The organism is Pseudomonas sp. 22526 (assembly GCF_052044735.1).
Lineage (GTDB): Bacteria > Pseudomonadota > Gammaproteobacteria > Pseudomonadales > Pseudomonadaceae > Aquipseudomonas > Aquipseudomonas piscium.
Window position 1 is genome coordinate 43,760 of record NZ_JBQENK010000011.1, and the last position, 23,576, is coordinate 67,335.

Annotated in this window: 23 protein-coding genes and 1 pseudogene; 13 read left to right on the forward strand and 11 right to left on the reverse strand. The window is 65.7% G+C overall.

The window, feature by feature from the left end; all coding sequences use genetic code 11:
* Window positions 1-82: 82 nt before the first annotated feature.
* Window positions 83-985 carry a transcriptional regulator GcvA gene (gcvA, locus tag ACTJKT_RS18075; RefSeq protein ID WP_197723031.1) on the forward strand — a complete coding sequence of 301 codons (903 nt, stop codon included), beginning with the start codon at window positions 83-85 and terminating at the stop codon, window positions 983-985.
* A gap of 104 nt (window positions 986-1,089) precedes the next feature.
* Window positions 1,090-1,419 carry a hypothetical protein gene (locus ACTJKT_RS18080; RefSeq protein WP_440788017.1) on the forward strand — a complete coding sequence of 110 codons (330 nt, stop codon included), beginning with the start codon at window positions 1,090-1,092 and terminating at the stop codon, window positions 1,417-1,419.
* A gap of 422 nt (window positions 1,420-1,841) precedes the next feature.
* Here ACTJKT_RS18080 and ACTJKT_RS18085 read toward each other — a convergent pair whose 3' ends face one another.
* Entirely contained in the window at window positions 1,842-2,738 is an 897-nt protein-coding gene (locus ACTJKT_RS18085) for a DMT family transporter (RefSeq protein WP_440788018.1), read from the reverse strand.
* A 127-nt stretch (window positions 2,739-2,865) separates the two neighbouring features.
* On the opposite strand from ACTJKT_RS18085, the gene ACTJKT_RS18090 reads away from it, so the two are divergent.
* Window positions 2,866-4,200 carry a PLP-dependent aminotransferase family protein gene (locus ACTJKT_RS18090; RefSeq protein WP_440788019.1) on the forward strand — a complete coding sequence of 445 codons (1,335 nt, stop codon included), beginning with the start codon at window positions 2,866-2,868 and terminating at the stop codon, window positions 4,198-4,200.
* Between the two features lie 37 nt (window positions 4,201-4,237).
* On the opposite strand, the gene ACTJKT_RS18095 is transcribed toward ACTJKT_RS18090, so the two are convergent.
* The 3 genes and pseudogenes from ACTJKT_RS18095 to ACTJKT_RS18105 form a co-directional block, all read right to left on the reverse strand.
* A complete protein-coding gene (locus ACTJKT_RS18095) occupies window positions 4,238-5,101 on the reverse strand; it encodes a methyl-accepting chemotaxis protein (protein ID WP_394327671.1) in 864 nt (287 codons plus the stop codon).
* Window positions 5,096-5,866, reverse strand: a pseudogene (locus ACTJKT_RS18100) (MCP four helix bundle domain-containing protein); the annotation flags it as partial. The pseudogene ACTJKT_RS18100 and the gene ACTJKT_RS18095, both read right to left, overlap by 6 nt.
* A 264-nt stretch (window positions 5,867-6,130) precedes the next feature.
* Complete coding sequence (locus ACTJKT_RS18105) at window positions 6,131-7,576, reverse strand: SulP family inorganic anion transporter (RefSeq protein ID WP_440788020.1); 1,446 nt, start codon at window positions 7,574-7,576, stop codon at window positions 6,131-6,133.
* A gap of 182 nt (window positions 7,577-7,758) precedes the next feature.
* Between ACTJKT_RS18105 and ACTJKT_RS18110 the strand changes: the two genes are divergently transcribed.
* The 4 genes from ACTJKT_RS18110 (at window position 7,759) to ACTJKT_RS18125 (ending at window position 9,620) form a co-directional block, all read left to right on the forward strand.
* The gene (locus ACTJKT_RS18110) at window positions 7,759-8,118 is read left to right on the forward strand and encodes a hypothetical protein (RefSeq protein ID WP_440788021.1); all 360 of its coding nucleotides are present in this window, start codon (window positions 7,759-7,761) and stop codon (window positions 8,116-8,118) included.
* Window positions 8,119-8,287: 169 nt separating this feature from the next.
* Entirely contained in the window at window positions 8,288-8,893 is a 606-nt protein-coding gene (locus tag ACTJKT_RS18115) for an SCO family protein (RefSeq protein WP_440788022.1), read from the forward strand.
* Complete coding sequence (locus ACTJKT_RS18120) at window positions 8,893-9,384, forward strand: copper chaperone PCu(A)C (protein WP_440788023.1); 492 nt, start codon at window positions 8,893-8,895, stop codon at window positions 9,382-9,384. The genes ACTJKT_RS18115 and ACTJKT_RS18120 overlap by 1 nt, the downstream gene beginning before the upstream one ends.
* A gap of 41 nt (window positions 9,385-9,425) precedes the next feature.
* On the forward strand, window positions 9,426-9,620 hold the full coding sequence (locus ACTJKT_RS18125; protein WP_226304801.1) for a DUF1289 domain-containing protein: 195 nt from the start codon (window positions 9,426-9,428) through the stop codon (window positions 9,618-9,620).
* Window positions 9,621-9,651: 31 nt separating this feature from the next.
* On the opposite strand, the gene dsdC is transcribed toward ACTJKT_RS18125, so the two are convergent.
* The 4 genes from dsdC to ACTJKT_RS18145 form a co-directional block, all read right to left on the reverse strand.
* Window positions 9,652-10,599: a DNA-binding transcriptional regulator DsdC gene (dsdC, locus tag ACTJKT_RS18130; RefSeq protein ID WP_440788024.1), complete on the reverse strand. Its 948-nt coding sequence runs from the start codon at window positions 10,597-10,599 to the stop codon at window positions 9,652-9,654.
* A 24-nt stretch (window positions 10,600-10,623) separates the two neighbouring features.
* Window positions 10,624-11,976 (reverse strand): D-serine ammonia-lyase, encoded by a 1,353-nt coding sequence (locus ACTJKT_RS18135; protein WP_440788025.1) that lies wholly within the window; start codon window positions 11,974-11,976, stop codon window positions 10,624-10,626.
* 25 nt (window positions 11,977-12,001) lie between these two features.
* Complete coding sequence (locus ACTJKT_RS18140; RefSeq protein ID WP_440788026.1) at window positions 12,002-13,342, reverse strand: GntT/GntP/DsdX family permease; 1,341 nt, start codon at window positions 13,340-13,342, stop codon at window positions 12,002-12,004.
* A 193-nt stretch (window positions 13,343-13,535) separates the two neighbouring features.
* Window positions 13,536-13,940 carry a RidA family protein gene (locus ACTJKT_RS18145; protein ID WP_097302901.1) on the reverse strand — a complete coding sequence of 135 codons (405 nt, stop codon included), beginning with the start codon at window positions 13,938-13,940 and terminating at the stop codon, window positions 13,536-13,538.
* Between the two features lie 146 nt (window positions 13,941-14,086).
* Between ACTJKT_RS18145 and ACTJKT_RS18150 the strand changes: the two genes are divergently transcribed.
* On the forward strand, window positions 14,087-15,013 hold the full coding sequence (locus ACTJKT_RS18150) for a LysR substrate-binding domain-containing protein (protein WP_440788027.1): 927 nt from the start codon (window positions 14,087-14,089) through the stop codon (window positions 15,011-15,013).
* 285 nt (window positions 15,014-15,298) lie between these two features.
* A complete protein-coding gene (locus tag ACTJKT_RS18155) occupies window positions 15,299-16,717 on the forward strand; it encodes a phophatidylserine decarboxylase associated domain-containing protein (RefSeq protein WP_440788028.1) in 1,419 nt (472 codons plus the stop codon).
* A 51-nt stretch (window positions 16,718-16,768) separates the two neighbouring features.
* Here ACTJKT_RS18155 and yghX read toward each other — a convergent pair whose 3' ends face one another.
* Entirely contained in the window at window positions 16,769-17,668 is a 900-nt protein-coding gene (gene yghX, locus ACTJKT_RS18160) for a YghX family hydrolase (RefSeq protein ID WP_440788029.1), read from the reverse strand.
* A 184-nt stretch (window positions 17,669-17,852) separates the two neighbouring features.
* Between yghX and ACTJKT_RS18165 the strand changes: the two genes are divergently transcribed.
* The 3 genes from ACTJKT_RS18165 to ACTJKT_RS18175 all read left to right on the forward strand — a co-directional run bounded on the left by ACTJKT_RS18165 (window position 17,853) and on the right by ACTJKT_RS18175 (window position 20,990).
* Complete coding sequence (locus ACTJKT_RS18165; RefSeq protein WP_097302905.1) at window positions 17,853-18,641, forward strand: DeoR/GlpR family DNA-binding transcription regulator; 789 nt, start codon at window positions 17,853-17,855, stop codon at window positions 18,639-18,641.
* Window positions 18,642-18,705: 64 nt separating this feature from the next.
* Window positions 18,706-19,572, forward strand: a complete 867-nt coding sequence (locus tag ACTJKT_RS18170; RefSeq protein ID WP_440788030.1) for a helix-turn-helix domain-containing protein — start codon at window positions 18,706-18,708, stop codon at window positions 19,570-19,572.
* A 158-nt stretch (window positions 19,573-19,730) separates the two neighbouring features.
* Window positions 19,731-20,990 carry a DUF1479 domain-containing protein gene (locus ACTJKT_RS18175; protein WP_440788146.1) on the forward strand — a complete coding sequence of 420 codons (1,260 nt, stop codon included), beginning with the start codon at window positions 19,731-19,733 and terminating at the stop codon, window positions 20,988-20,990.
* A gap of 18 nt (window positions 20,991-21,008) precedes the next feature.
* Here ACTJKT_RS18175 and ACTJKT_RS18180 read toward each other — a convergent pair whose 3' ends face one another.
* Window positions 21,009-21,461, reverse strand: coding sequence for an Rrf2 family transcriptional regulator (locus ACTJKT_RS18180; protein ID WP_440788031.1), 453 nt, complete (start codon window positions 21,459-21,461; stop codon window positions 21,009-21,011).
* A 150-nt stretch (window positions 21,462-21,611) separates the two neighbouring features.
* Here ACTJKT_RS18180 and ACTJKT_RS18185 point away from each other — a divergent pair, with 150 nt between their 5' ends.
* Window positions 21,612-22,511: an NAD(P)/FAD-dependent oxidoreductase gene (locus ACTJKT_RS18185; protein WP_440788032.1), complete on the forward strand. Its 900-nt coding sequence runs from the start codon at window positions 21,612-21,614 to the stop codon at window positions 22,509-22,511.
* Between the two features lie 24 nt (window positions 22,512-22,535).
* Here ACTJKT_RS18185 and ACTJKT_RS18190 read toward each other — a convergent pair whose 3' ends face one another.
* Window positions 22,536-23,477 (reverse strand): class I SAM-dependent methyltransferase, encoded by a 942-nt coding sequence (locus tag ACTJKT_RS18190; protein WP_097302910.1) that lies wholly within the window; start codon window positions 23,475-23,477, stop codon window positions 22,536-22,538.
* Window positions 23,478-23,576: the final 99 nt, after the last annotated feature.

Here is a 23,576-nt window from a genome sequence, read left to right on the forward strand (position 1 = left end):
GTGGCGAATTATTCTGAGAGTCGGAGGGCACTGACAAACGAGCATTTTTCGCTGGATGGTTGAGGAGGGCTAAACCTTGAATATGAACTTGCCGTCGCTGGGGGCGTTACGGGCGTTCGAAGCCACTGCGCGTCATCTGAGCGTGACCCTGGCCGCCGGGGAACTGAACGTCACTCCCGGCGCGGTCAGCCTGCAGATCAAGGAACTGGAGGCGGCCCTGGGCATTCAGCTGTTTGTGCGCCGGCCGCGGCAGCTGATCCTGACCGCGCCCGGCGAGCAGTACTTCGCCACCTTGCGCACGGCCTTTCGCCTGATGCGCGAGGCCACGGTGGAGCTGCTGGGGCGGGCGCGCCTGGATGTGCTGGTGCTCAGTTGCACGCCGAGTTTCGCCATGCAGTGGCTGGTGCCGCGCCTGGGCGGGCTGGAGGCGCGGTTGCCCGGGGTGGACGTGCGCATCAGCGCCTCGAACCGCAAGGTCGACCTGGCCCGAGATGGCGTGGACCTAGCGGTGCGCCACGGCTTCGGCCGCTACGACGGGCTGGTCAGCGAGCGTTTGCTGGATGATGAACTGATCCCGGTGTGCAGCCCGCAACTGCTGGGTGAACGCATCCGCCTCAGCGTCGATGACCTGGCGGACCTGCGCCTGCTGCACGATGAACATCGGCATGACTGGCAGCTTTGGCTGGAGGCCGCCGGGGCCTCCCGGGTCGATGGCCGGCAGGGCACGGTGTTCGTCGACAGCAACGGCGCCATAGAGGCCGCCAAGGCCGGCCTGGGGGTGGCTCTGGTGCGCCTGTCGCTGGTCCAGCGTGAGCTGGCCGAGGGCCTGTTGCTGGCTCCAATTGCCCGGAGCGTGGCCAGTGACCTGGCCTATTACCTGGTGTATCCGGCCACGGCCCTGGAGCGGCCGAATGTCGCGGCGCTGCGGCAGTGGTTGCTGTCGGAGGCCGGCCGCGGCGCGAGCAGTGAAGTAAGTGGCCATTAAAAGAGCGGCATATTGCCTTCTCCGACAAGTCGGCGTGCTGGCCCCGCAAGCGCTAAATCATCGCCAAAATCACTTTAATTTCAGGTGGTTAGGTAGATCGAAAAATGCGCAATGTGTGGATGACGCTGACCTCGTTCGCCTTGGTCAGCGTGGCTGTCGCGGCCGAGGGCAAGGAGTTGCCGGCCAGTGACCGGTACGTGTGCAGTTGGGGCGCGGGGACGGCGGCGCGGGCGCAGGAGCTGAAACTGTCGGGGGTTTCCCTGTATGCCGCGCGGCAGAAGCTGCAGACCTACAAGTTCACCAAGGGCTGGATGCGCATGCTGGCCATGGGCATTACCGAGCAGACCTACGACAGCCCCTCGCGGGCCAAGCCGGCCACGGTGCGGCAGAGCTTTTACGACGATTGCGTGCGCTACAAGCTGGCGCGCAAATAACCCAGGGAGGCACGCGCAATTGCCGGTTGCCCGGGCTGCCATGCTGGCGTGGGCGTCGGCGATCCTGGGGCGGGGCATCTCGGCTTTGCCTCCTGTCCCCGGACCTTTGGCCCATGAGCCGACAGAGCCTGTCATCATCTGATCCGTATTTTTCTTCGTCACCTGCATCTGTATCGGGATCAGATCCGGCCTGACAATGGCGCACCCCTCAGGCGCACCGGCCTGCCGGCTGGAGCCTGAGGCGGCGTTCTGCTTTTCGCGTTGGCGAAAACCTATTGTTCAGGAGGCCTTTATGGCGAAGATGGCGATTTTCTTGTTTGGATTCTTGGCGCTGACCATCGCGATTGGTCTGCTGGCGACCATCTCCCCGGTCTGAGGGGATACCTCAGGCCCACCCAATCTTTTAAGGGCAGGCCGGACCGCTATTTCGAAAACTTCCTCGCCCCGGCCACGCACAAGATCACTGCCAGGGTCACTCCCAGCATGCCCAGGCTCACCTGTTCATGCAGCAGGGTGGCGGCCAGGGCCAGGCCAAAGAAGGGTTGCAGCAATTGCAACTGGCCGACGGCGGCGATCCCTCCCTGGGCCAGCCCGCGATACCAGAAGACAAAGCCGATCAGCATGCTGAACAGCGCGACATACGCCAGGCTCAGCCAGGCGGGCAGTGTGATTCCGCTAAACGAAGGCGGGGCGCGGAACAGGCTCAGCACCATCATCACCGGCAGCGCCAATACCAAAGCCCAGGAGATCACCTGCCAGCCGCCCAGCGTCCGGGAGAGCTTGGCGCCTTCCGCGTAGCCCAAGCCGCACACCAGAATCGCCAGCAGCATCAGGATATCTCCGGTCGGTGACGCGCTCAGCCCCTGGGACAGGGCAAACCCCACCACCAGCAGACTGCCCAGCACCGAGAACAGCCAGAACACCGGCCGCGGCCGCTCGCCGCCGCGCAGCACGCCGAACACCGCGGTGGCCAGGGGCAGCAGGCCGAGGAAGACGATGGAGTGGGCCGAGGTCACATACTGCAAGGCCAGGGCGGTCAGCAGGGGGAAGCCCAGCACCACGCCCAGGGCCACTATCGCCAGGGGCCACAGCTGGCTTCTGCTCGGACGTTTTTCCTTGAACAGCAGCAACAGGCACAAGGCCAGGACGCCGGCGATGCTGGCGCGGGCCACGGTCAGGAACAGCGGGTCGAACTCCAGCACGGCCACCCGGGTGGCCGGCAGCGAGCCGCTGAAAATCAGCACGCCGATAAAGCCGTTGAGCCAGCCGCTCGCGGCTTTTTGGGTGATGGGGTGTGGCAGGGATGATGTCCGTTCCATTCAGGGGCTCAGCTCTGTTCAAGGGTAAGCGCCGCGCTTCAGGGCGAGATTGCGCCTGGGCTGCTCAGGCCTCATCCTATGAGCGATAATCAATACAATCAAAATATTGTCATGGATACATCCCGCTATGGCCCGTGCCCGCTACAAACAACTGGTCGATGGTTTTGCCGCCGATATCCGTGGCGGTGCATTGCCGCCCGGCACCCGCCTGCCGACCCACCGCGAGCTGGCCGCCAGGGAAGGGCTGGCCCTGGTAACGGCATCGCGGGTGTATGCCGAGCTGGAGGCCATGGGCCTGATCAGTGGCGAAACCGGGCGCGGCACCTTTGTCCGCGAGACCGCGTTGCCGCCGGGGCAGGGCATCGACCAGCAGGCGACCGCGGCGGGCACCCTCGATCTCAATTTCAATTATCCGGCGTTGCCCGGGCAGGCCGAAGTGCTGCGCGGCGGCCTGCGCCAGCTGGCGGCCTCCGGTGACCTGGAGGCGCTGCTGCGCTACCAGCCCCACAGTGGCCGTAGCCACGAGCGAGCCACGGTGGCGCGGCATCTGGCGTGTCGCGGGTTGCAGGTGGAAGCGGACCAGGTGTCGATCGTCAGCGGCGCCCAGCACGGCCTGGCGACCACGGTGATGGCGTTGCTCAAGCCCGGCGATGTGGTGGCCACCGATGCCCTGACCTACCCGGGGTTCAAGGTGGTGGCCGATGCCCACGGCGTGGAGCTGGTGTCGATTGCCCTGACCGAGCACGGCCCCGATCTGCAGGCCTTAGAGCAGCTGTGCTGCAGTCGGCGGGTGCGGGCGGTGTATGCCATGCCGACCCTGCACAACCCCATGGGCTGGGTGCTCGACCTGGCGTGGCGTGAGCGTCTGGTGCACATAGCCCGGCAGCATCGGCTGCTGATTATCGAGGACGCCGCCTATGCCTTCCTCGCCGAGGATCCGCCCGCGCCCCTGGCGGCCCTGGCGCCAGAGCTGACGGTGTACGTGTCGGGGTTCTCCAAGAATGTCGCCACCGGGCTGCGGGTCGGTTTTGTCGTCGCGCCGCCGGCCTGGGTACCGCTGATCGAACGGGTGATCCGCGCGACCACCTGGAACACCCCGGGGGTGATGACGGCGCTGGTCTGCAACTGGATCGACGACGGCACGGTGCAGCGCCTGGAAGCCGAGAAGCGCCAGGATGCGACAACCCGTCAGGCCCTGGCCAGGGAAGTGCTGGTCGACCTGGAATACATCGGGCATCCGGCGTCCTATTTCCTCTGGCTGCCGCTGCCCGAGGAGGTGCGCGCCGATCAGGTGGCGATGGCCCTGTTGCGGGAGAACGTCTCGGTATCCACCGCCGAGCCCTTTGTCAGCGCCGCGCCGGTGCCCCACGCCATCCGTTTGGCCCTGGGCTCGGTCGAACTGGATCAATTGCGCGTGGCGCTGGAACGGGTGCGTCGGGTGATTGGCCAATACGCTTATTGAAGGCTCCCGCTCAGTAAGAAGCGGGAGCCCTCGGCCGTCAGACCTTGAACTGAGTCACCAGGCCGTTGAGTTCCACCGCCAGGCGTGACAGGTCCTGGCTGGCGGCGTTGCTCTGGTTGGCCCCGGCCGAGGTCTGGGTCGCCAGGTCGCGGATATTCACCAGGTTGCGATCGACCTCGCGGGCCACCTGGGCCTGCTCTTCGCTGGCGCTGGCGATCACCATGTTGCGTTCGTTGATCGAGGTGATGGCCTGGGTGATCTGGTCCAGGGCCAGGCCCGAGGCGCGGGCGGCTTCCAGGGTCAGGTGGGCGCGCTCGTTGCTGTGGCGCATGGCGCTGACCGCGCCTTCGGTGCCTTCTTCGATGGTGTTGATCATGCTTTCGATTTCCTGGGTCGACTGCTGGGTGCGATGGGCCAGGGCCCGCACCTCATCGGCGACCACGGCGAAACCGCGTCCGGCGTCGCCGGCCCGGGCGGCCTCGATGGCCGCGTTGAGGGCCAGCAGGTTGGTCTGCTCGGCGATCGAGCGGATCACCTCCAGGACCTGACCGATATTGCGCACATCCACCGCCAGGTGTTCGACCTGCTCGCAGGTGCGGGTCACCTCGTCGGCCAGGTCGCCGATGGAGTCGACGGTGTGTTGCACCTGCTGCCGGCCATGGTGGGCGGTGGTGTCGGTTTCCCGCGACGCTTCGGAGGTGCTGACGGCGTTGCGCGCCACTTCTTCCACGGCTGCGGTCATTTCGTTGACCGCGGTGGCGGCCTGTTCCAGCTCGTTGCTCTGCTGGTGCAGGGTCTTGCTGGAGTCCTCGGTCACCGCATGCAATTCCTCGGCGGCCGAAGCCAACTGGCTGGAGGAATCGGCGATCTTCTGCAGGGTGCTGCGCAGGCTGTTCTGCATGCGTTGCAGGGCGTGCAGCAGGCGCGCCGGCTCATCGTTGCCGGTCACGTTGATGGCATGGCACAGGTCACCGCTGGCGATGGTCTCGGCGACTTCCACGGCCTGGCTCAGTGGCCGCACGATGCTGCGGGTCAGTACGATGGCCAGGCCGACGGTCAGCACCAGCACTATGACCAGGATCGTCAGCACCAGGCCGACTGCGCTCTGGAACACTTCATTGCTGCGCGCGGCCGCCGTTTCGCCGCCGTGGGTATTCACCTCGACCACGGTCAGCAATTCCTTGAGCATGGCGTCGGCATTGGCCAGGAAGGGGCCGCCGTCGACGATCGCGATCGCCTCGTCCTTGCGCCCCTGGCGCGCCAGGTCGAGGACGCGCTGCTGGTCCTTGAGGTACAGCGCCTTGACGCCAAGGAAGCGCGCGTACGCGGCCTTTTCCTCGGGGGCGATACTGAGTTTTTCGTAGATCAGCTGCTGGGCCGACAACTGCTCCTCGAGCTGATTGATCCGGTCCAGCAAGGCCTCGACGGCGCTTCTGTCGCGTACCACCAGCTGGCGCAGGGTCAGGGTGCGGATCTGGGTGCTGGTCAGGGCCATGGCGTTGGCCGCGACGATCGAGGGCAGCCAGTTCCTGTCGACCTCGAGCGACTGCTCGTTCATGCGCCGCATTTCCAGCAGGGAGAAGGTCCCGAGCGCAACCGCCAGCAGCGCGATCAGGGCAAAACTGAGGCCTGCACGGCGGGAAATGTTCATCGATCGTAAAAGCATGACTGTGTTCCTTGTGGCGGCAAAAGGCACAACCTGCGCGGCATCCGGCAGGTTCGCAGCAGAGCGGCGCGCGCTCGGAAAGGCTCCGGGGCGTCGTCGGTTCTTGCAGGCAAGGCAGGCGGGAGGCGCATCGTGGCGCCTTCTTTTATGGGGTCTTCCGGTGTGGGCGGGGTTGCCCGGGCCCCGGCCGGAGAGGGGGCGATGATATCACAGTGATATCGATGGCGTCGGCGAGGTGGAGCGCGCGGCTCCACCTCGAGGGGTTCAACTGTGCTGGATGCCCGCACGCTTGAGCAATTGCTTGCAGCGCTCGGACAGGTGGGTCACCCGCAGGTGTTTGCCGGCCTTGCTGTAGCGTTCGCGCAGGGTTTTCAGGGCGGCGATGGCCGAGTAGTCGACGAAGCTCAGGTGGCGGCAGTCGAGGGTCACCTGGGCCGGGTCGCCCGCCGGGTCGAAGTGGTTGAGGAAGGGTGTGGTCGAGGCGAAGAACAGGGTGCCGTGGACCCGGTACAGCTTGCTGCCGTCGGCTTCCTCGTGGCTGTCGGCGTACAGCTCGCGCGAATGCTGCCAGGCGAAGTTGAGGGCGGCGATGACGATGCCGCACAGCACCGCGATAGCGAGGTCGGTGAATACCGTAATGATGGTCACCGCGACTATCACCAGCATGTCGTTCAGCGGCACTTTGTGCAGCACCCGCAGCGAGCCCCAGGCGAAGGTCTGCTGGGCCACCACGAACATCACCCCGACCAGCGCCGCCAGCGGAATGCGCTCGATCAGGGGCGAGAGGAACAGCACGAACAGCAGGATCATCACCCCGGCGACCACCCCGGACAGCCGGCCACGGCCGCCGGAGCTGAGGTTGATCACGGTCTGGCCGATCATCGCGCAACCGCCCATACCGCCGAACAGGCCGGAGGCGATATTGGCCGCGCCCAGGGCCACGCATTCGCGGTCCGGGAAGCTGCGGCTCTCGGTGATTTCGTCGGTGAGGTTGAGGGTCAGCAGGGTTTCCAGCAAACCGACCATGGCCATCAGGAAGGCGTAGGGAGCGATGATGCCCAGGGTTTCCAGATTCCATGGAATATCCGGCAACACCAGGCTTGGCAGGCCGCCGGCGATATGGGCCATGTCGCCCAGGGTGCGGGTCGGCAGGTCCAGCAGCTGGACCAGCAGGCCGACCCCGAGGATCGCCACCAATGCTGGCGGCACCGCGCGGCTCAGGCGCGGCAGCCAGTGGACGATCGCTATGGTCAGCGCCACCAGCCCGAGCATCAGCCACAGGGGTGTGCCGCCGAGCCAGCGTTCATCGGCCTTGAAGTGCTCCAGCTGGGCCAGGGCAATGATGATCGCCAGGCCGTTGACGAAGCCGAGCATCACCGGATACGGCACGATCCGCACCAGCTTGCCCAGGCGCAGCAGGCCGAAGGCGATCATGACCAGCCCGCCCAGCAGCACTGTGGCCAGCAGGTACTGCACGCCGTGCTGCACCACCAGTGCGACGATCACCACCGCCATCGACCCGGCGGCGCCGGAAATCATCCCCGGGCGGCCGCCGAACAGGGCGGTCAGGGTGCAGATGATAAAGGCGCCATACAGGCCCATCAGCGGGTTGAGATGGGCGACCAGGGCGAAGGCGATGCACTCGGGCACCAGGGCGAAAGAGGTGGTGAGTCCGGCCAGGACGTCGGCGCGAAGGCGAGCGGGTTTCATGGTGTACCTGAGAGGGCGGCCAGCAGCGGCCGGGGTTGCAGGGGGATTGCCGAAAAGGCGGCGAATGTTACGGAATAACAGGCGTGCCAGCCACCCATGGGGCTTGTATTGAGCGGCCCTGGCGGCAAGACTGCGCAGCCGCACAACCCCGGCAATCGATGCCGGGCCGCCAAGGAGCCTTCATGCCATCCAGCAAACGCGAGCAGGCACGTCTCGAACGCCGCCTGGTCGCCAGCCTTACCGACGCCTGCGAAACCGCCAAGGCGCAAATCGTCGGTTTTTCCTGGTTGACCCATGTGCTCGATTACGCGGCGTTTCCTGCCAGCTTGAGGGTGGTGTGGGTCTTCGATACCCAGGCCAGCAAGACCCAGGCCCTGGCCAGCGGGCAGGGCGAACGCATGCTCGAACTGACGGCCATGGCCCTGGATGAAGCCGGCGTGGAGTTGCAGGCGCTGGCGGCCCATGTGCGGTACGACAGCGAAGAACAGTGCCAGCGCATCAATGGCGGCAACTGGCAAAAACGCCTGGCGCGGCTGGGCTGAGAGCTGCCGGAAAGCGCGGCTAAACGCCGCACCCGACCATGGTCGCACACAACCTGTCATCCATTTGGCAGGAAGGGGGCCGCTGCGTTTTGCTACCATGCGTGGCTTTTACGGATGAGCCGCCCGGCGGGTCATCTGGATTTTCGGCTCCTCGAAAGGGCGGTAACGAATGAGTGTTTTGTTGAGTCGCCGCGAGGTGATTGCAGGTATGGGGGTGTTGGGTCTCGGTCTTCTGGCCGGCTGCGATACCCGGGGCCAGCTGTCGTACAAGTACGGCAAGGACCTGAGCGACAAGATCATGGGCCGTACCTTCAAGCTGAAGGACACCGAGGGCAACGTCAGGACGCTCTCGAGCTTTAGCGGCCTGATGCCGATGGTGTTCTTCGGTTTCACCCAGTGCCCGGCCATCTGCCCCACGACGCTGGCGCGCGCGGCCCAGGCCAAGAAACTCATGGGCCGGGACGGCGACCGCCTGCAGGTGATCTTCATCACCCTGGACCCCGAGCGGGATACCCCGGAGGTCCTCGACGCCTACGTCAAGGCCTTCGACCCGTCGTTCGTCGCGCTGTACGGCACGCTGGAGCAGACCGCGGCCACGGCCAAGGAATTCGACGTGTTCTACGAGAAGATCCCCAGCGGTTCGACCTACACCCTGTCCCACACCGCCACCAGTTTTGTCTACGACTCCCGGGGCACGTTGCGCCTTGGCTTGTCCCAATCGCTTACCGCGCAAGAGTGCGCGGAAGATCTACTGACCGTCATGGAGGTCTGCTGATGTACCTGGCCCTGAACCCATCCACAATCGCCCAACGTGCCAAACACCTGCTGCTGGGCCTGTCCCTCCTGGGCCTGGCTGGCCAGGCCGCGGCCCAGACCCAGGTCGACGACGCCTGGGTACGCGCCACCGTCGCCGGGCAACAGGCGACCGGCGCCTTCATGACCCTGACCGCCAGCGACGACAGCAAGCTGCTCAGCGTCGAGTCGCCGGTGGCCAAGATCGTGCAGATCCATCAGTCGAGCATGCACAACGATGTGATGAGCATGCGCCCGGCGGACTTCGTCGCCTTGCCGGCCGGCAAGGCCGTGGCCCTGGACCCCCATGGTTATCACGTGATGCTGATCGATCTGGTGGCCCAGGTGAAGGAAGGCGACAAGGTGCCGCTGACCCTGGTGGTGGAAAATGCCAAGGGCGAGAAAGAGTCGATCAAGGTCGAGGCCCAGGCCCGCGCGCTGAACATGCCCGACCACAGCAAGATGCAGCATTGATGGTTCGTGGCATCTTTGATGACCGGCAGCCAGGCTGAAGCATGGCCAAGGAAATCGACAACCCCTGCATCGCCGTTTGCCAGTTGAGCGGCGACCTGTGCCTGAGTTGCGGGCGCAGCAAGGACGACATCCGCCAATGGAAGCGCATGAAGCGCCCGGAAAAGATGGCGGCGGTGCAGCGGGCGAGCCAGCGCTTGAAGGCGTTGCGCAAGAAGAGCGGCGGCGCCAGCCGCTGATTTTCCCCAGCCGGCCATTGCGTGCCGGCCTTCAGACTCCCGGCGTTTGCGCCGCGCACTCCTGCAGCCAGGCGATACAGGCCGAGACCCGTCGTGGCATGGCCTCCAGTGTCGGATGGACGATGTAGTAGTCGTAGGCGCCGCTGCGGGTAAACCCGGTGAATGGCAGCACCAGCTTGCCTTGCCCGATTGCCTCGCTGACCAGATGCTCGCGCCCGATCGCCACGCCGGCATGGTGGATGGCGGCGGTGACGCAGAGGTCCGAGCGATCGAAAGTCACCCCGCGTTTCGGCATGGGCAGGCCACCGCCATGCTGGCGGATCCACAGCGCCCATTCGGAGTCGAAGGTGGCGTGGTCCCAGGCCAGCGAGTCATGCAGCAGGGTGCACTGCTGCAGTTGCTCGACCGCTCCGGTCAATCCATGGCGTTCGGCGTATTGCGGGCTGCACACCGGGGCGACCTGCTCCTGCATCAGCTTGTGCGCCACCAGCCCATGGAACTCGCCATTGCCGTAGTACAGCGCCAGGTCGATCTGCCGGGTGCGGAAGTCGATGCGGTCGTTGCCCACCCGCAGGTCCAGCTTGACCCCGGGGAAGCGCAGGCCGAACTCGGCCAGGCGCGGCACCAGCCAGGAATGGGCGATGGACGGGTGGGCGTACAGGGTCAGCGGCCCGGACAGGTCGGCGTCGACCGGCTGGGCCAGGACTTCGGACAGGTCGCCCAGGGTCTGCTGGAGAATCGCGAAAATACGCTCGCCAGCCTCGGTCAGTTCAACCCGCCGGGTCAGCCGGCGGAACAGCTGGATCGACAGCTCCGCCTCCAGCCGGGCGATGCGATGGCTGACCGCGCTGGCGGTCAGGCACAACTCATCGGCGGCCTTGCTGAAGCTCAGGTGGCGGGCCGCGACCTGGAAGGTGAACAGGTTCGAGAACTGGCTGCTGTTGAGCTTGGCATCCAGTCGGGGCGGTAGGTTGTACAAGCCGGCGCTTCTCCTGTCGGTCTGTTATGAGCCTTGCAGCACCCGGGCGCCTTGCGCCAGATAGGCCTGCATCTCGGTGTCCGGGACCATGCTGCCGCCCGTGGCCCAGACCAGGTGAGTGGCCCGGGCGTAAGCCTCGGCGCTCATGCCGCTGCGCCGCAGGTACTGGTCACGCTGCGCGTGCACGCGGGCGATGCCCGGGACACCGGCCACCGCCGAGGGCTCCAGGTGCAGCTGTTGGTGCTTGGCCATCAGCCAGACCAGGGCATGCAGTTCGTCATCGCTGACCGTGTAGTAACCCTCGATCAGCCGCTGCATGGCGCGGCCGACAAAACCCGAGGCCCGGCCCACGGCCAGGCCGTCGGCGGCGGTGAGGTTGTCGATGCCGAAGTCCTGCACCGACACCTCGTCATGCAGCCCGGTGTGCACCCCGAGCAGCATGCACGGCGAATGGGTGGGCTCGGCAAATATACAGTGAACGGCGTCGCCGAACGCCAGCTTCAAGCCGAACGCCACGCCGCCAGGACCGCCGCCGACGCCGCAGGGCAGGTAGACGAACAGCGGGTGCTGGGCATCGACCCGGACCCCGGCCTGTGCCAGTTGCCGGCTCAGGCGCTCGGCGGCCACGGCGTAGCCGAGGAACAGGTCGGTGGAGTTCTCGTCATCGACGAAATGGCAGGCCGGATCGGCGCTGGCCTGCTGGCGCCCCTGGGCCACGGCGATGCTGTAGTCGCTCGCGTATTCCATGACATTCACCCCATGGGCGCGCAGCTTGTCCTTCTTCCATCCGCGGGCGTCGGCGGACATGTGCACCGTGACCTGGAACCCCAGCCGGGCGCCCATCAGGCCGATGGACAGGCCCAGGTTGCCGGTGGAGCCCACGGCGATCCGGTAGCGGCTGAAGAGCGCCCGGGCCTCGGGCGAGTCGAGCACGCTGTAGTCCTGGTCCAGGCGCAGCAGGCCGGCCTCCAGGGCCAGGCGTTCGGCGTGCTTGAGCACCTCGTAGATACCGCCGCGGGCCTTGATCGACCCGGAGATCGGCAGGTGGCTGTCCTGCTTGATCCACAGCGCGCCGGGCAGGGCTTGACCGTAGCGAGCAGCCAGTGCCGTCTGCAAGGCTGGCAGCGGCTGGATCGGCGATTCGAGAATGCCGTTGTTGGCCAAGGTCTCGGGAAAAGCCAGGCGAAAATACGCGGCGAAACGCTCGAGGCGCGCGCTGGCGTCGGCCACGTCGGCGGCTGTCAGCGCCAGGTCGCTCAGGCCATCGGCCAGGGGCGCGCGGGTGGGGGTGAACCAGGTGGTTTCGCGCAACGCCATCAGCTCTTCGAGCAGCGGGTAGCGGCGGGTCCAGGTAGCGAGTGGCTGGCCTGCGATCATGGGGATGACTCCTGTGACAAAGGTTTTAAATGAAATGGGCGAGGCCCAGGGTCAGCAGCAGGGCCACCACCGAAGCCAGGACAGTGGCGCTGGTGAAGGTCTTGAGCGCGTCGGCCAGCGACACCCCGAGGTATTCCTTGACCACCCAGAAGGCCGAGTCGGTGACGTGGGTCCAGCCGATGGCCCCGGCGCCGATGGCGACCACGATGATCTCCTTGCTGTAGCCGGAGTCGATGCCCAGGGTCGGCAGCACGATGGCGGCGGCGCTCATCATGGCCACGGTCGCCGAGCCCACCGCGAAGTGCATCAGGCCCGCCACCAGCCAGGCCAGCACCACCGGGTTGATGTCCAGCCGGGTCAGGGAGTCGGCCAGGACCTTGCCCACGCCGCTGTCGATCAGGATGCCGTTGAAGGCGCCGCCGGCACCGATGATCAGCAAGATGCTGGCCAGCGGCGGCAGGCTTTTCTGGGTATGCCCCAGCAGGTCCAGCATGGATAAGCCACGGCGCAGGCCCAGGGACCAGTAGGCGAAGACCACGGCGATCAGCAGCGCCACCAGCGGGTTGCCGAAGAACGACAGCAGCACGGACAGGGTCGAGCCGGTGGGCAGGGCGCTGGCGAAGGTCTTGCCGATCATCAGCAGCAGCGGCAGCAGGATGGTCAGCAGGGTCATCCAGAAGCCCGGCAGCACGCGTTCGCCACGGGCCTCGCAACGTTCTTCGAGGAAGGCCGCCTGCCAGGGTTCGGCCCGGCTGCGCGCCACCAGGCGGATCCACAGCGGCCCGGCGACTATGGCGGTGGGCAGGCCGACGATCAGGCCATAGAGAATCACCTTGCCAACATCGGCCCCCAGCAAGTGGGTAATGGCCATGGCCGCGGGGTGGGGCGGCAGCATGCAGTGCACGCACATCAGCGACACCGCCAGGGGCACGCCGAGGTACAGCAGGTTGAGCCGGGTTTCCTTGGCCACCACGTACACCAGGGGAATCAGCAGGATGTAGCCGACCTCGAAGAACACCGGGATGCCGGCGATGAACCCCACCAGCATCATCACCCAGGACGCACGCCGCTCGCCCAGGGTGTCGAGCAAGGTCTGGGCGATACGTTCGGCGCCCCCCGATTCCTCGAGCATCTTGCCCAGGATGCTGCCCAGCCCGATGATCGCAGCGAGAAACCCCAGGGTATCGCCCAGGCCCTTCTGGAAGGATTCGAGCATGGTATTCAAGGGCATCCCCGAGCCCATCCCGACCAGGCCGCAGGCGGCGATCAGCGCCAGAAACGCATGCACCCGGAACCTGACAATCAACACCACGATCATCACGATCGCGGCCAACAACACCCACAGCAACGCGCCACTGCTTTGCATCGGCCAACCCTCTTATTGATTTTGTGACGGGGTCCGTCAAAGGACTTCGCGGGGCGAGAGTTAACTATCGGGCGCGCGGGGCTGACAAAAGATCATTGGTCAGCAGATGGGTGATGCTGGGTCAGGCGTGGGGATGGGTTGTCCGCCGGGGAATCCCGGGGCACGGAGGTGACCCGGGCGAGGGGGGGGCGAATCAGCCGGCGGTGCTTTCCGGCAGCTTGGCGATGACCTTGATCTCGAAGTCGAAGCCATACAGCCAGGTCACGCCCACGGCGGTCAGCGTCGGGTGCGGCGCCTGGCCCCAGAATTCCGGCACCACCTTCCAGATGGTTTCGAAGCGGCTTTCGGGATCGACGATGAATACCGTGACGTCGATCACCTCGTCGAAGGAGCTGCCGGCGGCCGCCAGGATCGCGTTGAGGTTGGTGAACGCGAGGCGCACCTGGGCCTCCAGGTCCGGCTCGGGCGAGCCATCGCTGGTGCTGCCGACCTGCCCTGAAACGAACAGGAAACCATTGGCGCGGATCGCCGGCGAGTAGCGGTTGCGCTGGTAAAGCGCCTGGCGTCCGGGCGGAAAAACCACGTCGCGCTGAGTCATGTGTTGCCTCCATCGATAAGGGTCGAAACCGACCTGGAATGAACGATGAAGCCGACTCTAGGCACTTGCGCCTGGCCGATAAACGAGCAACCGTAGCCATCACTGTTTGTGGAATCCAAACAATCCGATGGTTAGCCGGGGTGGAAATGGACCGATTTGATGCGATGCAGGCCTTTGCCCGGGTGGTGGAGGCGGGCAGCTTCACCAAGGCCGCCGACACGCTGCACATGAGCAAGACCAGCGTGACGCAACTGGTGCAGCAACTGGAGGCGCGCTTGCGGGTCAAGTTGCTTAACCGCACCACGCGCCGGGTCCACCTGACGGCCGACGGCGCGGTGTATTACGAACGCGTGGTGCGCCTGCTGGCCGACCTCGACGATGCCGAGACCAGCCTGTCCAGCGCCTCGACCCTACCCAGGGGACGCTTGCGGGTGGATGTGCCCAGCCCGCTGGCCAGCATGATCCTGGTGCCGGCGCTGCCCGGGTTTCACGCCCGCTACCCGGACATCCAGATTGACCTGGGTGTCAGCGACCGCATCGTCGATGTGCTCGGCGAGAATGTGGATTGCGTGGTGCGCGGCGGCGAGCTGACGGACCAGTCGCTGATGGCGCGGCGGATCGGCGATCTCCAGCTGGGGGTGTATGCGGCGCCCAGCTACCTGGAGCGCCTCGGCACCCCCGCGCATCCGCGCGAGCTGGAAGATTCCTTGCATCGCATCGTCGGTTTTCTCTGGGCGCGCACCGGCAAGGCCTTGCCTTATGCCATGCGCGGCCACGGCGAGAGCCTGCAGATCAAGGGCCGCTACGTGCTGGCGGTCGACGATGGCAATGCCTACCTCGCCGCCGGCCTGGCGGGCCTGGGCGTGCTCTGGCTGCCGGACTACATGGCCAGGGCGCACCAGGAACGGGGCGAACTGGTGCGTCTGTTCGAGGACTGGCAGCTCGATCCGATGCCGATCTACGTGGCGTTCCCACCCAACCGGCACATCAGCACCAAGCTACGGGTGTTCATCGACTGGGTTGCCGAACTGATGGCCCGGCATGCGCCGGTCGCCAGCCGAGCGGGGGCGTGAGGCGGTCGGCTGGATGAATTTTTTTGCCGGCCCCCCGAAACCCGCCAGAGCAGCTTTACTTGTGCAGGCAAGTCACGCCTGTAGATGGCCGTTCGGCCGCCGCATTCTGCCCGGGACCGGCATCGCGAGAAGGACATGGAACGTCGTTCAGCCCCTGTGTGAACCCTTGTCGCCCCCTGGCATGAACGCTGGCCGCAGCTGTCGTTTGCAGGTTTCCACCTCAGCGCAGTCTGGGCGCGCCTGGGCAATCAAGACCCGGGGTGCCCTCTTTAAAGGAGTAAAGAAATGACTCAATACGACAGCCGTAACACCCACTCCAAACGCCCCTCGCGGGAGGCGCGCCTGGAACGCACCGGCACCGAGTTGCTCACACTGGACAACGCCGGGCCGATCCAGATGGGCTTCTGGGTGCCCAACCGGGTATGGGCCACGGCCAAGTTCCTGGTGCCGCTGCGCGACCTGATCGCCGAGAAGAAAAAGGCCGGCACCCTGACGCCGATGCGCCAGGAAATCATCGAGTTCAAGACCTGGGTCACCCACAACAGCGTGTACCGCATGTGGATCAACTCGATGATCGAACAGTCGAACGCCTACGTGGCGACCCTGGACGAAGCGACCCAGGAGCAGATCAAGGACTCGGACGGCGATGTGCTGTGGATCGCCGGCTATGACAGCTTTTTCGAGATCCTCAACGAGATCATCAGCACCTCTCCGTCGTTCAACGCCACGGCCCAGGTCGGCACGCCGATGAACGCCTTCCTGGCGGTGTCGATGGGCACCGAGGCGGGTGTGGCAGTGTTCCATGACACGACCTTCAACCAGCAGTTCAAGAAGGTGCTCAACGCCTGGAATACTTTCCTCAAGAGCAGCGCCTCCCTCGACAAACTGGATATCAACGACCCGGAAAAAGCAGGCTCGTGGATCTCCAAGGCGGCCCACGAGGCCGGGGTCTGGACGCAGATGGAGTATGACCCGAACCTGCCCGGCTACGGCTTCGATTCCTGGAATTCGTTCTTCATCCGCAAGTTTGTGCCCAACGCGCGGCCGTTCAAGGGCAACGCGGCCACCCAGGTCGATATCGGCTGCGAGACCACGCCCTGGCAGTACGAAAACGATCTGGCGTTCGAGACCGAGTTCTGGATCAAGGACGTCAATTACTCGCTGCTCGACCTGTTTGCCGGCCAGAATAAGTGGGCCAGCCTGTTCCAGGGCGGGCAGGCCTACCAGGGCTTTTTGTCGGCGACCCACTACCACCGCTGGAACGCTCCGCTCGATGGCAAGCTGGTGCGTTCCTGGGTGCAGCCGGGCACCTATTTCGCCCAGCGTCCGGCCCAGGGTGAAGGCGAGGGCACCTGGGAGGGCACCGAGTCGCAGCCGTACCTGGGGCATGTCGCCGCCCGGGCGATCTTTGTCTTCGAGCACCCGGCCTGCGGTTATGTCGCGCTGATCTGCATCGGCATGGTCGAGGTCTCGACCTGCGTGATCGAGCCGCCGTTCATCGTCGACGAAGGCGCCGCCCCGGTGAACATCACCCGCGGCACCGAGATCGGCCATTTCGAGTTCGGTGGTTCGACCCACATGATGATCTTCCAGAAGGACCGGGTGCAGTTGGAGGCCTGGGCGGTGAATGCGGTGGCGCATCAGAACGACCCGATACCGACGCCACTGGGCAGCGTCATCGCCACGGCGTTGTTGAAGAAGTGAGCCACTGAGTACAAGCGACGGCGCGCTCGCGCCGTCGCCTTCAAACCGCTGTCAGCCGCTGGCCTGGACCAGGTACTTGCGAAACCACGCCAGTGTCCGGTCCCAGGCCAGGTTGGCGGTGGCCTCGTCGTAGCGCGGGGTCGAGTCGTTGTGAAAACCGTGGTTCACCCCGGGGTAGATATAGGCCTCGTAGGTCTTGCCCGCGGCTTTCAGTGCCTGCTCGTAGGCTGGCCAGCCTTCGTTGATGCGCGTATCCAGTTCGGCGTAGTGCAGCAGCAGCGGCGCCTGGATCCGTTCGACTTCCGCGCTGTCCGGCTGGCGCCCGTAGAAGGGCACGGCCGCCGCCAGTTCCGGAAAGGCCACGGCCGCGGCATTGGCCACCCCACCGCCATAACAGAAGCCGATGATGCCCACCTTGCCGGTGCTGGCGTCGTGCTCGAGCAGCCATTGGATGGCGGCGAAAAAGTCGTTCATCAGCTTTTCCGGATTGACCTTCTGTTGCAGCTCGCGGCCCTTGTCGTCGTTGCCCGGGTAGCCGCCGACCGACGTCAGGCCGTCGGGGGCGAGGGCGATGAAGCCGGCCTTGGCCAGGCGCCGCGCGACGTCCTCGATATAGGGGTTGAGCCCGCGGTTTTCATGGGCCACCACCACCGCCGGCAGCTTGCCTTCGGCTTTCGCCGGGCGCACCAGGTAACCCCGCACCTGCTCGTGACCCTTGGGCGAGGGGTAGGTGATGTATTCAGCGACGATTTCCGGGTCGGTGAACGACACCTGTTCGGCCAGGGCGTAGTTCGGCGTCAGGGCGGCGAGGGTGGCGCTGGCGGTCAGCCCGACCAGGGTGAAGGCCGCCGCCCGGTCGAGGAACTCGCGGCGGCTGATCTTGCCGTGGGCGTAGTAGTCGTAGAGTTCGAGCAACTCGGGGGAGAAGTCTTTGGCACTGAGACGTTCCATCGCACGCTACCTCTTCAATCATGGGGGGCGTCCTGGTGCCGCACGGCCTGTGGGCGGGACAGGTTCGACCTGGGATTGAATCAGTAAAGCAAGCCTGGGCCCAGGCGCCAATGCACAGGGCGAGCGTTGTGTTTGGCCGGGGTCTTGGCTAATCTCGCATAAACACGCAAGAACAGGCATAACCATGCAAAACCAGCATTCAGTCGCCGAGCTGCCCCATGTGCGCCGGCAGAAGATCCTGTTGCTGCTCGAACGCGACGGCAAGGTCATGGCGTCCGAGCTTGGCCAGCATTTCGCGGTTTCGGAGGACACCATCCGCCGCGACCTGGCGGAGCTGGCCGATGCCGGGCTGCTGCAGCGGGTCCACGGCGGCGCGCTGCCACGGCCCAAGGACACCGGCAAGGATGTGTTCACCCGCCTGGGCGAAAGCAGCGAGGTCAAGCGCCACCTGGCCAGGCTCGGCGCGCAGCGGGTGCAGGAAGGGCAGATCGTGATGTTCGACTCGGGCTCGACCACGCTGCTGATCGCCCAGTCGCTACCTGCCGATATCGGCATCACCGCGGTCACCGCTTCGCCGCTGATCGCCATCGCCATGGCCGAATACCCGCGCAGCCAGGTGATCCTCGCCGGCGGCCGGCTCAACCCGGCGACCCTGTCTGCCGGCGGCCACGAGGCGGTGCGCCTGATCCAGGGCATCCGCGCCGATCTGCTGTTCACCGGGGTGTGCGCGATTCACCCTGAAGTCGGCATCACCTCGCAGCACTTCGACGAGGTGCCGGTGAAGCAGGCCTTGCTCGACAGCGCTTCCCAGGTGGTCGCGGTCACCACCGCCGACAAGCTCGGCGCGGTGGAGCCCTTTGCCGTGGCACCGTGCAATCGCCTGCATACGCTGATCACCGAGCAGCACCTGGCCTCGGGCAGTATCGAGGACTATCGGCGCCTGGGCATCGAGGTGGTGCAGGCGCCGGTGTGACGGCAGTGCCGTTTCAGCGTACTTTCCCTGGCCATGAGCCTCGCCAACAGGACAGCCTGTCGCCATGAAACCGAGCTTCGAGCAGATCCCCACCACGGCCACCGCTTCCTGGTCGATGCTCGATCGGCGTTTGCCTGAGGCAATTCCCTTCGAATGGCACCATCACCCGGAATACGAACTGACCCTGACCCTCAACAGTCGCGGGCAGCGTTATATCAGCGGCGATGTGCGTGCCTATGACGACTGCGATCTGGTTCTGCTGGGACCGAACGTGCCCCACAGCTGGAGTTCGCAGCAGCGGATCGATCCGCGCCAGCCCCATGTCGCCCTGGTGATCTGGTTTTCCGAAGCCTGGGCGACGTCCCTGGTCGAGCTGTTTCCAGAAATGGCCGGCCTGCGCCCCATGCTGGCCGCGGCCCGGGGTGCCGTGCAGTTCAGCGGCGAGGCTGCGCGGGAGTCGCGCCCGCTGATCGAGGCCATGGTCGCCCAGGACGAGCCGACGCGGCTGGTGTCGTTGCTGGCGTTGCTGACCCGCCTGAGTCGTGACCCTGGCGCCGAGAAGATCCTGCCGGCCGCCGCCGGGCCGGCGGTGATCGAAGACGGGCGCCTGCAGCGGGTGCTGGAGCATATTCACGCGCATTACTGCGAAGCGCTGACCATCGCCGAGCTGGCGCGGCTGGCCTGTGTCAGCGTCTCGGCGTTTCACCGGATGTTCCGTCGCCATGCCCGGGCCACACCCCTGGAGTACATCGCCCGCCTGCGTATCGGCCGCGCCTGCGAGTTGCTGGTGCAAGGGCCGCAGACCCCGGTGACCCAGGTCGCCGAGGCGGTGGGCTATGGCTCGCTGGCCCTGTTCAATCGCCAGTTCAAGGCCCGGCAGGGCATGACGCCTTCGGCCTTCCGTCAGCGCCACCGTGCGCACTTTCGCTGACAGCATTCTGCTGTCAGGGGTGATAGAAACGCCACAATAGTACCGGTCGACGCGCCAAACCCTACTGCCCGCGGCCAGGGCCCTGGGGTTTCATGGCGGCAGTGCGGCGCCATGCCCGCGCAGTGCTTCTCCCGACCAGAACGACACAGGCCATGACGATGAATCCTTCCGCTGCCTTCCACTGCAAAACCCTGCCCGACAATTACCCTGAGCACATAGTGCGGATGAAGCGCGCCTTGCGCGCGCGGATCGGCGACGTGCAGTCGCTGTTCGCCGAGGTCAGCGCCTTTATCGAGCAGGAGATCGCCTCGATCGATGCCCACGGCGGCCATGCCTGGCCGGAGCTGGACTATGAACAGATCGCCGCCGGCCGGGTCAGCGCCGAACAGCGCGCGGCGATCCACCGGCGCGGCTGCGTGGTGGTGCGCGGGCATTTTGCCCGGGACACCGTCAGCACTTGGGATCAGGACCTGCTGGGCTATCTTGCACAGAATGACTTCGAGCGGATCTACCGTGGCCCGGTCGACCGTTTTTTCGGCAACCTGGAAGCCTCGCGGCCGCAGATTTTCCCGATCTACTGGTCGCGGGCGCAGATGCAGTTGCGCCAGCACGAGCGCATGGCTCGGGTGCAGGTTTTCCTCAATCGGCTGTGGAAGAGCGAGTCCCAGGACCGGCAATGGTTCGACCCGCAGGTGAATGCGCTGTACCCCGACCGGGTCCGGCGCCGGCCGCCGGGTACCCGTTCCTCGGGCCTGGGCCCGCACACCGATTCCGGCGCCCTGGAGCGCTGGCTGCACCCGGCCTACCTGAAGGTCTTCGACAGCCTTTACCGCAATGACTTCGCGGCCTACGACCCCTGGGACGCTGCGCATCGCACCGAGGTCGACGAGTACGCCTACCGCGACACGGTGACCTGCTCGGTGTTCAGGACCTTCCAGGGCTGGACCGCGCTGTCGGACATGCGCGCCGACCAGGGCGTGCTGCACTGCGTGCCGATTCCCAAGGCCATGGCCTATCTGCTGTTGCGCCCGTTGCTCGACGACGTGCCGGAAGACCAGCTGTGCGGCGTGGCGCCGGGCCAGGTGTTGCCGGTCTCGACGCAATGGCATCCGCTGTTGATGCGGGCCCTGAGGCCGATCCCCGAGGTTCGCGCCGGTGACTCGGTGTGGTGGCATTGCGACCTGATCCACAGCGTGGCCGCGGTGGAGAATCAGCAGGGCTGGGGCAATGTGATGTACGTGCCGGCGGCGCCGATGTGCGCGAAAAACCAGCGTTACGCCAAGGCGGTGTATGGCGCTTTCGAGCGGGGCCTGTCGCCGCCGGACTTTCCCCGGGAGGACTATGAAAGCACCTGGCGGGGCAGGTTCAGTCCGCAGGAGCTGAACGCCATCGGCCGCCGTGGGTTGGGGCTGGAGTGAGCCCTGGGCTGGCGGTGCTCAGGCCGAGGGCGGCGGTGGCTGCTGAACGGCCCGATAACGCTCTTCAAAGTCCTCGGCCAGCTGCGCCAGGGTGATCTTGCCCAGGCGCTCGACGAGCAAGGCCTGGGCGGCGTCGAAGACTTCGCTGAGGGCGCTATTGACGGCCTGTTCCACCAGGCATTGCGGGTGGTCGGTGGACAGGCCGATGGCGAAGATCGAACTGCTTCCCAGGGCCTGGTGAATGTCCAGCAGGGTCATGTCCGACAACGCCCGGGCCAGGCTCCAGCCGCCGCGATGACCCTTTTCCGAACGCACGTAGCCCTGCTCCTTGAGCAGCGCCATGGTGCGTCGCACCACCACCGGGTTGGTGCACAGCATCTGGGCGATGGTCTCCGAGGTGGCGGGGCTGTCATGCCGGTCCATATGGATCAGCACATGCAGCATGCGCGATAGCCGGGTGTCGTTTCTCATCGGGCGTTCAGGGTTCCTGGAGGGAAGGCGAGGGCGGAGTATCGCTTGTAATGATAAAAGTTACGAGATCGTTGACCTTGCTCTTTCAAGCAACTTACGATGTGACGAGATATTTTTCTTCGTCCCCTACCTTGCCTGGGAGTGCCCACCATGGACTATCACGTGATCATCGTCGGCGGCAGCTACGCCGGTCTTTCCGCGGGGCTGCAACTGGCCCGGGCGCGCCGCCGGGTGCTGGTGATCGATGCAGCCGAACGGCGCAATCGCTTTGCCGACACCTCCCATGGTTTTCTCGGGCAGGACGGTCGTTCTCCCGCGCATATTGCCGACGAGGCCCGGGAACAGCTGCTGGCTTACCCGACAGTGGAGTGGCTGGCGGACACCGCGGTCGACGCCGGCCAGGACGCCGAGGGTTTCTGGCTGAGTACCCGTGCTGGCCAGCGCCACAGGGCCCAGCGGCTGATCCTGGCCACCGGGGTGGTCGATGAGCTGCCGGAGGTCGAAGGCCTGGCCGCGCGCTGGGGCAAAAGCGTGTTCCATTGCCCGTACTGCCACGGTTATGAGTTGGCCGGTGGGCCCATCGGCGTGCTGGCGACTTCGGAACTCTCGATGCACCAGGCGCTGATGCTGCCGGACTGGGGCCCGACCACCTTGTTCATCAATGACGCCTTTGCGCCGGACGCCGAGCAACTGGCCAGCCTTGAACGACGTGGCGTGCGGGTGGAGCGCGAGCCTGTGCGGCGCATCGCCGGCGACAGGGCCGAGGTGATCCTGGCCGATGGCCGGGCGATCGCGGTCGAGGGTTTGTTTGTCGTGCCACGTACCCGCATGGCCAGCCCGCTGGCCGGGTTGCTGGGCTGTGAGTTCGAGGAGGGGCCGCTTGGTGCCTTTATCAAGACGGACCCGACCCGTGAGACCAGCGTGCCCGGGGTATTCGCCTGTGGCGACGCGGCGGCGGCATTCAGCTCGGTGGCCATCGCCGTGGGCGACGGGGCCAAGACCGGTGCGGGCACGCATCGCTCGCTGATATTCGGCCTGGCCCCGGTGTAAAGGGCCGGGCCAGGGGCGCCGGGTTTACTCGACCCGGCGGAACACCAGGGCCTTCAAGCCGCTTTCGATATCGGTATCGGGAAACTCCGGCGGGTTGTCCAGGCGTTGCTCGAAGCGCAGCCCCGGGGCCTCGCGGGTGACCCCGTCGATCAGGAAGTCCGAGGCAACGGCTGGGTCGTTCATGCAGGCCAGCACGCAGCCGTCGGCGGTGAGCAGTTCCGGCAGGCGGCGCAGCACCCGGGCGTAGTCCTTGGTCAGCAGGAAGCTGCCTTTCTGGAAGGACGGCGGGTCGATGATCACCAGGTCGTAGGGGCCGGCGTTCTTCACCTTGCTCCAGGACTTGAACAGGTCGTGGCCGAGAAAGCTCACCTGGCTCAGGTCATGGCCGTTGAGCCGGTGATTGTCGCGGCCACGGCTCAGGGCCGGGCGCGACATGTCGAGGTTGACCACATGGGTCGCACCGCCCTCGATGGCCGCCACCGAGAAGCCGCAGGTGTAGGCGAACAGGTTCAGCACGCGCTTGCCCCGGGCATTGGCGCGCACCCAGTTGCGGCCGTAGCGCATGTCGAGAAACAGGCCGTTGTTCTGCTTCTTGCCCAGGTCCACCCGATAACGCAGGCCTTCCTCGACCAGGGTCCATTCATCGATAGGTTCGCCCACCAGCCAGTCCACCGGGCTTTGCAGCTGATAGCGGTGTTGCAGCAGCAGGGTATGGGCGCCACAGGCCTGCCACTCGGGCGAGGTGCTGATTGCCAGCAACAGTTGCTTGAGCGCATCCAGCTGTTCCGGCTCCGGCTCCTTGAACAGCGCCACCAGCACCACGCCCTGCAGCCAGTCGACGGTCAGTTGCTCCAGCCCCGGCCAGCAACGCCCGCGGCCATGGAACAGACGCCGGGTTTCCGCGGGAGCGCAGGCCAGGGCTGTCAGCAGGTGGTGGTGGAGGATGGAGAGGGCGTCGGGGTTCATCGAAGGAGGGCCGGCAGTAAAAGGGCGGGCATTTTAAACAAAACTGACCCTGAGGACTTACAAAACCAAGGTCTAGCCGATTTTAAAGAGGTGCTACGG